Below are 8,011 nucleotides of genomic sequence, written 5' to 3' on the forward strand. Positions count from 1 at the left end.
CGCAGCTACCCGAATTCCCGATTGATCTGGCACGCTGGACGCCCGTGCGGACCGATTGGGCGAACGGTAACGACCGGGATGGGCCGACTGGGGGACATTCCGGGCGCGGACGGCGGGAGCCGAAAGTCGTGGTGGGGGCAGCCATCGTGGTTGCCGGCCGGGTACTCGCCTGTGCGCGATCTCACCCGCCGGAGGTGGCCGGCCGGTGGGAGTTCCCGGGTGGCAAGGTCGAGCCGGGCGAGTCCGAGGTCGCCGCGCTGGTCCGGGAGTGTGCCGAGGAGCTGGGCGTACGGGTCGAGATCGGTGACCGGGTCGGCCGGGATGTCCGGATGGGTCATGGCCGCTCGGTGCTCCGGGTCTATCTGGCCGCACTCGTCGACGGGGACCAGCCGCAGCCCCTGGAGCACTCCGAACTGCGCTGGCTGCGCCCGGAAGAGCTGGACAGCGTGCCGTGGCTGCCGGCGGACGTACCGATCGTGGCGGCGCTGCGCCCGGTGCTGGCCGCGTCCTGACCGACCGGCTGGTGCTGAACACCGTCGCCCGTCGCCCGTCGCCGGACCGGTACCGGCCCCGGGCGCGGGCCGAACTCACCCTCCGGTGACCTCGGCCCGCGCCACGAGACGGGTCAGTCCTTGTCGCGCGGCTGTGCCGGGTGGCTGTAGTTGAGCCCCTCGGCCGGCAGCGGGAAGGTCACGTCGTCACCGAACGGTGAGGGCGCGGCCGCCTTGTCGAAGGTGAACTCGCTGATCGCCAACCGACCCCGGGAGTCCAGCGGGGGCGCGGTCGGGTGCGGGACCTGCCGGCCCCAGTGCACGCCGTGCTCCGCCCCGGCCTCGGCCTCGGGCTCGTGCGAACCGCCCGCGTGCGAGTGCACCGAGCCGAGTTCGTCCGGGTCGCGCGGGGGCTGGCCCTGCGCGACCTCGTTCTGCTTGCCACGGCGGAAGATCTTGCTACCGAGCCACACAACTGGATCGTACCGTCGGTCGACGACGCGTTCCTTCATTGGGATGATCGCGTTGTCAGTGATCTTGATGTGCTCGGGGCAGACCTCGGTGCAGCACTTGGTGATGTTGCAGTAGCCGAGACCCTGCGACGCCTGGGCGTACTCCTTGCGGTCCGTCTTCGCGTCCAGCGGGTGCATGTCCAGCTCTGCGGCGCGGATGAAGTAGCGCGGCCCGGAGAAGGCGACCTTGTTCTCCTCGTGGTCCCGGACCACGTGGCAGGTGTTCTGGCACAGGAAGCACTCGATGCACTTGCGGAACTCCTGCGACCGCTCGACGTCGACCTGCTGCATCCGGTAGTCACCCGGCTTCAACTCGGTCGGCGGGGCGAACGCCGGGGTCTCCCGGGCCTTCTCGTAGTTGTACGAGACGTCGGTGACCAGGTCCCGGATCACCGGGAAGGTCCGCAGCGGGGTGATGGTGACCGTCTCGTTCTCCTCGAACGTCGACATCCGGGTCATGCAGCCCAGCCGGGGCATGCCGTTGATCTCCATCGAGCAGGAGCCGCACTTGCCGGCCTTGCAGTTCCACCGGCAGGCCAGGTCCGGCGCCTCGGTCGCCTGCAACCGGTGGATGACGTCGAGGACCACCTCACCCTCGTTCACCTGCACCTGGTAGTCGGTCAGCTCCCCGCCCGACTCGTCCCCGCGCCAGACCTTGAAGTGGCGGGTGGCGCCGGCCTTGCCGGTGCCGCCCGGCGCGTTCTGTGTCGCCATTACTTGGCCGCCTCCTCAGCGTGCGCCTCTGCGGTGAGGGCGTCGAAGTCCGCCAGCTCCTCTTCGGTCAGGTACTTGGCCAGCTCGGTGCGGTCGAAGAGCTGGATCAGCTCGCCCCGCATCTTCGGCAGCGGCTTGTGCTCCAGGCGTACCTTGTCGCCGTCGAGCGAGCAGACCAGGTTGACCGTGCGCCACTGCGGCGCCATGGTCGGGAAGTCCTCCCGGGTGTGGCCACCCCGGGACTCCTCGCGCTCCAGCGCCGCCCGGGCGGTGCACTCCGAGACCACCAGCATGTTGCGCAGGTCCAGCGCCAGGTGCCAGCCGGGGTTGTAGCGGCGACCGCCGGCCGCCGACACCCGGGTCACCCGGTCCCGCAGGTCGGCCAGCTTGACCAGCGACTCCTCCAGCTCGCCCTTGCGCCGGATGATGCCGACCAGGTCGCCCATCACCGCCTGGAGGTCCTGCTGCAACGTGTACGGGTTCTCCCCGCCCTCGCGCTCCAGCGGAGCCAGCGCCCGGTCCACCGCGGCCTCGACGTCCGCCGCCGACACCTTCGGCCGGGCGGCCAGCCCTCCGGCGTACGACGAGGCGTGCTCGCCGGCCCGCTTGCCGAAGACCAGCAGGTCGGAGAGGGAGTTGCCGCCGAGCCGGTTGGAGCCGTGCATGCCGCCGGAGACCTCACCGGCGGCGAAGAGCCCCTGCACGTGTCCGGCCGCCGCGCCGCTGTCCGGGTCGACCTCGACGCCACCCATCACGTAGTGGCAGGTCGGCCCGACCTCCATCGGCTCGGCCGTGATGTCGACGTCGGCCAGCTCCTTGAACTGGTGGTACATCGAGGGCAGCCGGCGGCGTACCTCCTCGGCCGGCAGCCGGCTGGCGATGTCCAGGTAGACGCCGCCGGCCGGCGTACCCCGACCGGCCTTGACCTCGGCGTTGATCGCCCGGGCGACCTCGTCCCGGGGCAGCAGCTCCGGCGGGCGCCGGTTGTTGTCCGGGTCGGTGTACCAGCGGTCCGCCTCCTCCTCGGTCTCCGCGTACTGCTTCCGGAAGACGTCGGGGACGTAGTTGAACATGAACCGCTTGCCCTCGGAGTTCTTCAGCACCCCGCCGTCGCCCCGGACCGACTCGGTGACCAGGATGCCCTTCACCGAGGGCGGCCAGACCATGCCGGTCGGGTGGAACTGGAGGAACTCCATGTTGATCAGCGTGGCGCCGGCCCGCAGCGCCAGCGCGTGCCCGTCCCCGGTGTACTCCCAGGAGTTCGAGGTGACCTTGTAGGACCGGCCGACCCCGCCGGTGGCCAGCACCACGGCCGGGGCCTCGAAGAGGACGAACTCGCCGGACTCCCGGTAGTAGCCGAACGCGCCGGCGATCCGGTCCCCGTCGAGCAGCAGTTCGGTGATGGTGGTCTCGGCGAAGACCTTGATCCGGGCCTCGTAGTCGCCGTGCGCCTTCTTGTCCTCCTGCTGCAACGAGACGATCTTCTGTTGCAGGGTGCGGATCAGCTCCAGGCCGGTCCGGTCGCCGACGTGCGCCAGCCGCGGGTACTCGTGGCCGCCGAAGTTGCGCTGCGAGATCTTCCCGTCCTTGGTGCGGTCGAAGAGCGCACCGTACGTCTCCAGCTCCCAGATCCGCTGCGGCGACTCCTTGGCGTGCAGCTCGGCCATCCGGAAGTTGTTCAGGAACTTGCCGCCCCGCATGGTGTCCCGGAAGTGCACCTGCCAGTTGTCCCGGCTGTTCACGTTCCCCATCGCGGCGGCGGCGCCGCCCTCGGCCATCACGGTGTGGGCCTTGCCGAACAGCGACTTCGAGATGATCGCGGTGCGCTTCCCGGCCAGCCGGGCCTCGATCGCCGCGCGGAGGCCGGCACCACCGGCACCGATGACGACGACGTCGTAGTGGTGTCGTTCGATTCGGGTAGTCATGTCAGAGGCCCTTTAGTTGATGAACCGCAGGTCGTCGAACCAGTTGGCGGAGAGCGCCATGACATAGAAGTCGGTCAGCGCCAAGGTGCCCAGGGTGATCCAGGCGAGCTGCATGTGCCGGACGTTGAGCTTCGAGACGAACGTCCAGAACCGGTACCGCACCGGGTGCTGGGAGAAGTGCTTCAACCGGCCGCCCGCGATGTGCCGGCAGGAGTGGCAGGAGAGCGTGTACGCCCAGAGCATCACCACGTTGCCGAGCAGGACCAGGTTGCCGAGGCCGAAGCCGAAGCCCTTCGGGCTGTGGAAGGCGAGGACCGCGTCCCAGCTGTTGATCAGCGAGATGATCACGGCGGCGTAGAAGGTGTAGCGGTGCAGGTTCTGGCCGAGCAGCGGGAAGCGGGTCTCGCCGGTGTAGGTCTTGTGCCCGTCCGGGACCGCGCAGGCCGGCGGCGAGAGCCAGAACGACCGGTAGTACGCCTTGCGGTAGTAGTAGCAGGTGAGCCGGAACAGCAGCAGGAACGGCAGGGTCAGCGCGGCGTCTGGGATGATCCACCAGCCGGGGAGCACCCGGCCGAAGTGCGCCGCCTCGGGGATGCAGGCTTCCGTCACGCACGGCGAGTAGAACGGGGTCAGGTAGTGGTAATCCGCGACCCAGTAGAAGTCGTGCATGAATACCCGCACCGTGGCGTACGTGACCCAGGCGCCGAGTCCGATCACCGTGATCAGTGGAGCGAACCACCAGCGGTCGGTACGCAGGGTTTTTGCCGTGATGGCCGCGCGCTGGCGCACGCTCCCCGGCAGTCCGGCCGGAGGTGGGGCCGTCCTCGTAGTCATCTATGTCTCCCTGACGGGGCCCGGTCTGGCTGACGGGCACGGATGGTGTTCCGGCGGGGCGCGCGGGGGCAGGGGAGGACCCGCAGCCGCGCTACCTGCGTCCGCGTCGGTGCACACGTTACGCCGCACGTTGACGAGCACATGCGCAAGGGAGTCTCGCGGGTTTCCCGCCGATTACGAAAGTCCTGTTCCCGGATCCGGGCGCGGTTGTGCATAACTTCACTCGGTGACGCCCACCGTGCCGGGTACGGCCGGATCGGTGTGGCCGAGCGGGGCGCGGACGATTCGGTTCAGCGGCGGAACGTGAACTGCTGACAGCTCTGGTGCGCTGTCTACAGGTCGGGCGCGCCGAGTCTGCGGGCGGCCGAGGCGCACTCCTCGGGCCCGTGCTGCAACCGGTCCACCACAGGCCGGCCCGCCGGATCGCGCGGCGCGATGAAGAACGCCGGCTCGCCGTTGGTCACCTGCCGGTCGAGTGCGTCCGCGTAACTGGCCCGGGCGTCGACCAGCCGCTGCCAGGACTCGCCACGACCGTCCCGGTCGTCGTCGGGGTCCTCGTTCCACCAGCCGCGTAGTCGCTCGATTTCGGACAGGAACGGCCGTACCGCGGCGTTCTCGTCCCGGATCGCCGCCGCCCGCTCGCCCGGACTTCCGGCGGCACCGGGCGGGGTCAACCGGTTGAGCCGCCTCTCCAGCTCGCGGCAGGCATCCTCGCCCCGGGCCTGGGCCGTCCGCTCGTGGTCGGACTCCCGGGCGAATCGGCCCAGGCCGGCCGCGAACGCGCCGAGGCAGCCGCAGACCAGCAGTACCAGGACCGCCGCACCGGCGATTCCGGCGATGGTCAGCCGGCGGCGCCGCCGGGCGGCCGGGTCGGGCGGACGTCGCTGCCCGGCCGGCTGGTCGGTGCCGGCCGGCGCACCCGGGGGTACGTCGCCGGCCCTGCCCGCCGGCTCGGCCCGGCCCGGGCTGTCAGGCCCGTACCGGGAGCCGGTGCCCGCGTCGTCGGCGGCAGGGGTGGTCGCGTCGTCCGTCACGCCACACAGTGAAGCACCGTGACGCGATCCGGGCATCCCCGCGCGGGGCGACGGGGAGGTTCCGCCGTCCCGGAGACCGGTCAGCCGGAGGCGCCGCCGGTGAAGTTCCACGAGGCCAGCCGGAGTGGCGGCGCCGACCACCACGCGCTGCTGAAGGTCTGGGACTGCAACACCGAGTGCCGGCCGATCCCGAGTACGGCGCCGGGGGCGAGCGCCTGCGGATAGGACTGGGTGAACCGGAAGTTCTGCACTGCGGCGGCCACCTCACCGTCCTCGATCAGCCACACGCCGTTGCGGGTGAGCCCGGTGACGACCAGACTCCTCGGGTCGAGGACCCGGGTGTACCAGAGGTCGGTGACCAGCAGCCCGCGCCGTACCTGGGCGACCAGCGCGGCGGTGTCCGCGTCGACCACCGGCCCGGAGACCTCGCCCGGCCTGGTCACACCGTTCGGCGACGCGGCCGGTGCCAGCCCGAGGTGCAGCGGGACCGCCCCGGTGGCCGCGCCGCCCGGCACGGCGTGCCCGGTCGAGGAGGTGCCGGCCTCGGCGGCGGTCCGCCGGTCGTGCGCCACCGTCCGGGTGACGCCGTGCTCGACCAGCGCGACCGGAGTCCGGGGGCTGCCCTCGGCGTCGAACGGCAGCGCCGGTCCGGCCAGCGCGTCGTCCAGCAGCGTGATCGACCGGTCGAACTGTTCCTCCCCCGGCACAGCGAACGAGCGCTGCTCGTTGTACGCCTTTCCGTTGAAGCCGTAGGTCGACAAGTTCTGTAGCAGGTCGGCGACGGCGGTCGGCTCCAGCACCACCTCGTACCGCCCGGGGGGCAGTTCGACGGGGGCGACCCCGGCCCGCGCCTTCACCGACGCGCGCGCGCCGAGTACGCCGCCGGCCAGGTCGGCGAGGCGGAACGAGCCCAGCCGGGCCACCCCGTCCGCGCCACCGCACCGGGCGATCCCGTCCATCGCCGCCTCGGTGCTCCGCCCGGTCACCGCGTGCCCGGCCGTGTTGGCGAACGCCGCGGTCCGCTGCCCGGTACGGCAGTAGCCGGCCGCCTCCAGCCCACCGGCGGTCTCGACGAACTCGCGTACCCGCTCGGCCCGCTGCTCCGGCCCGGCCACGGCGGTGGCCTCGTCCCAGTTGCCGCTCCCGTCCACCGTGGTCGGTGGGGTGAGCCCCGGCCAGCCCGGGTCGGGCGGGCAGTGCCGGACCGCCGCGACGGTACGTTCGACCAGGTCACGCACTCCCTCGGCACTCACCATCGTGGACGACCCGGTGGCGGTACGCCCGTCGAGGTGCAGCCGCAGCCGCACGGTTGTGACGGCGTCGGCCATGTTCTGGTGGATGAAGGAGTTCGCGAACCTGGTCAGCGCCAGCTCGGCGTGCTCGGTGCCGGCCTCCGCCTCGGCACCCGGCCCGGCGACCTGCCGGACGAGTTCGACGACCTGGCCGGCGAGGTCGAGTGGGGATGTCATCAAGAGCCGCCCGAGAAACCGCTGGCTTCGGCCATGGGGAGGTAAGGGTGGTCCGGTGTGCTGTTGGTTTTTGGCATGGCGTCGACTCCTCTGCGGGGCCGGAACTGTCGGATGGGGCTGGGATGCTCGCGGGTGTGGAAGAGGTGGTGCGGTACACCTTCCGGTTGCGTCCTGGCGCGACTGCGGAGGCCGCGCTGCTTGGCGAGTGGGGGCGGTGTCGTTGGCTGTGGAACGAGGCTGTCCACCAGTACAGAACCGGCCGCAGACCCACCTTTGGCAGGTTGTCGAGGTTGTTGACCGAGGCGCGGGCCCGCTCGTCGTGGCTGCGCGAAGGGTCTCAGGTCGCGCAGCAGCAGACGTTGCGTAGCTACGCTCTGGCCCTTCAGCACTCGTTCAGGGTGAAGGGACGGGGTCGGCCTAGGGTCAAACGGCGTAAGGACGCCGTGCCCAGTCTGGAATACACCAGGCGTGGGTTTTCGGTTCGCGACCGTCGGCTGCGGCTGCCCGGCGGCGTCACCGTTCCGGTCGTCTGGTCTCGCGAGTTGCCGTCCGATCCGAGCAGTGTCCGGGTCTACCGGGACACGCTCGGGCACTGGTACGCCTCCTTCGTCGTGCGCCGTTACATCGCGCCCGCCCCCGATGCCGAGGGTGCGATCGGTGTCGACTGGGGTGTCACCACGACCGCGACAACGACGGACGCGGCCTACGACCTGCCGTACCTCGGCCACCGGAAACGGTGCGCCGCCGAACTCGCCAAACTCCAACGCCGGATGGCCCGCCGCCGGCGGCCCAGGGGTGTGAAGCCGTCGAACGGCTACCTGCGCGCCAAGCGTCAGGCGGCGAAGCTGGCGAAGAAGGCGGCCCGGCAGAACGCCCACGATGCCCGTGTCTGGGCGAAGAAGATCGTCGACAACCACGCGACGATCGCGGTCGAGGATTTCAAGCCGACGTTCCTGGCCAGGTCCCGGATGGCGGGCAAGGCTGCTGATGCGGCGATTGGTGCGGCGAAGCGGGAACTTGTCGATCGTGGCT

General features: G+C 70.8%; 7 protein-coding genes. 2 read left to right on the forward strand and 5 right to left on the reverse strand.

Annotated features, from left to right (window positions below):
- The first annotated feature begins 128 nt into the window (after positions 1-128).
- On the forward strand, positions 129-512 hold the full coding sequence (locus AAH979_RS24260) for a (deoxy)nucleoside triphosphate pyrophosphohydrolase (protein WP_346260416.1): 384 nt from the start codon (positions 129-131) through the stop codon (positions 510-512).
- Positions 513-625: 113 nt separating this feature from the next.
- Here the strand turns inward: AAH979_RS24260 and AAH979_RS24265 are convergent, their stop codons facing one another.
- The 5 genes from AAH979_RS24265 to AAH979_RS24285 all read right to left on the reverse strand — a co-directional run bounded on the left by AAH979_RS24265 (position 626) and on the right by AAH979_RS24285 (position 6,979).
- Positions 626-1,717: a succinate dehydrogenase/fumarate reductase iron-sulfur subunit gene (locus AAH979_RS24265; RefSeq protein WP_346260417.1), complete on the reverse strand. Its 1,092-nt coding sequence runs from the start codon at positions 1,715-1,717 to the stop codon at positions 626-628.
- Positions 1,717-3,642, reverse strand: coding sequence for a fumarate reductase/succinate dehydrogenase flavoprotein subunit (locus tag AAH979_RS24270; protein WP_346260418.1), 1,926 nt, complete (start codon positions 3,640-3,642; stop codon positions 1,717-1,719). The genes AAH979_RS24265 and AAH979_RS24270 overlap by 1 nt, the downstream gene beginning before the upstream one ends.
- A gap of 12 nt (positions 3,643-3,654) precedes the next feature.
- Positions 3,655-4,476, reverse strand: a complete 822-nt coding sequence (locus AAH979_RS24275) for a hypothetical protein (protein WP_346260419.1) — start codon at positions 4,474-4,476, stop codon at positions 3,655-3,657.
- Positions 4,477-4,808: 332 nt separating this feature from the next.
- Positions 4,809-5,510 (reverse strand): hypothetical protein, encoded by a 702-nt coding sequence (locus AAH979_RS24280; protein WP_346260420.1) that lies wholly within the window; start codon positions 5,508-5,510, stop codon positions 4,809-4,811.
- A gap of 80 nt (positions 5,511-5,590) precedes the next feature.
- Positions 5,591-6,979 carry a metallopeptidase TldD-related protein gene (locus AAH979_RS24285; RefSeq protein ID WP_346260421.1) on the reverse strand — a complete coding sequence of 463 codons (1,389 nt, stop codon included), beginning with the start codon at positions 6,977-6,979 and terminating at the stop codon, positions 5,591-5,593.
- A 134-nt stretch (positions 6,980-7,113) separates the two neighbouring features.
- On the opposite strand from AAH979_RS24285, the gene AAH979_RS24290 reads away from it, so the two are divergent.
- Positions 7,114-8,011, forward strand: an 898-nt coding sequence (locus tag AAH979_RS24290) for a transposase (protein WP_346260422.1), incomplete at its 3' end; no start/stop codon positions are given.

Source organism: Plantactinospora sp. ZYX-F-223 (assembly GCF_039649625.1).
Lineage (GTDB): Bacteria > Actinomycetota > Actinomycetes > Mycobacteriales > Micromonosporaceae > Plantactinospora.

Bases quoted from the DNA above. Each gene is read 5' to 3' on its own strand.
- AAH979_RS24265 (WP_346260417.1), bottom strand. From the start codon at position 1,717: ATGGCGACACAGAACGCGCCGGGCGGCACCGGCAAGGCCGGCGCCACC.
- AAH979_RS24270 (WP_346260418.1), bottom strand. From the start codon at position 3,642: ATGACTACCCGAATCGAACGACACCACTACGACGTCGTCGTCATCGGT.
- AAH979_RS24285 (WP_346260421.1), bottom strand. From the start codon at position 6,979: ATGACATCCCCACTCGACCTCGCCGGCCAGGTCGTCGAACTCGTCCGG.
- AAH979_RS24275 (WP_346260419.1), bottom strand. From the start codon at position 4,476: ATGACTACGAGGACGGCCCCACCTCCGGCCGGACTGCCGGGGAGCGTG.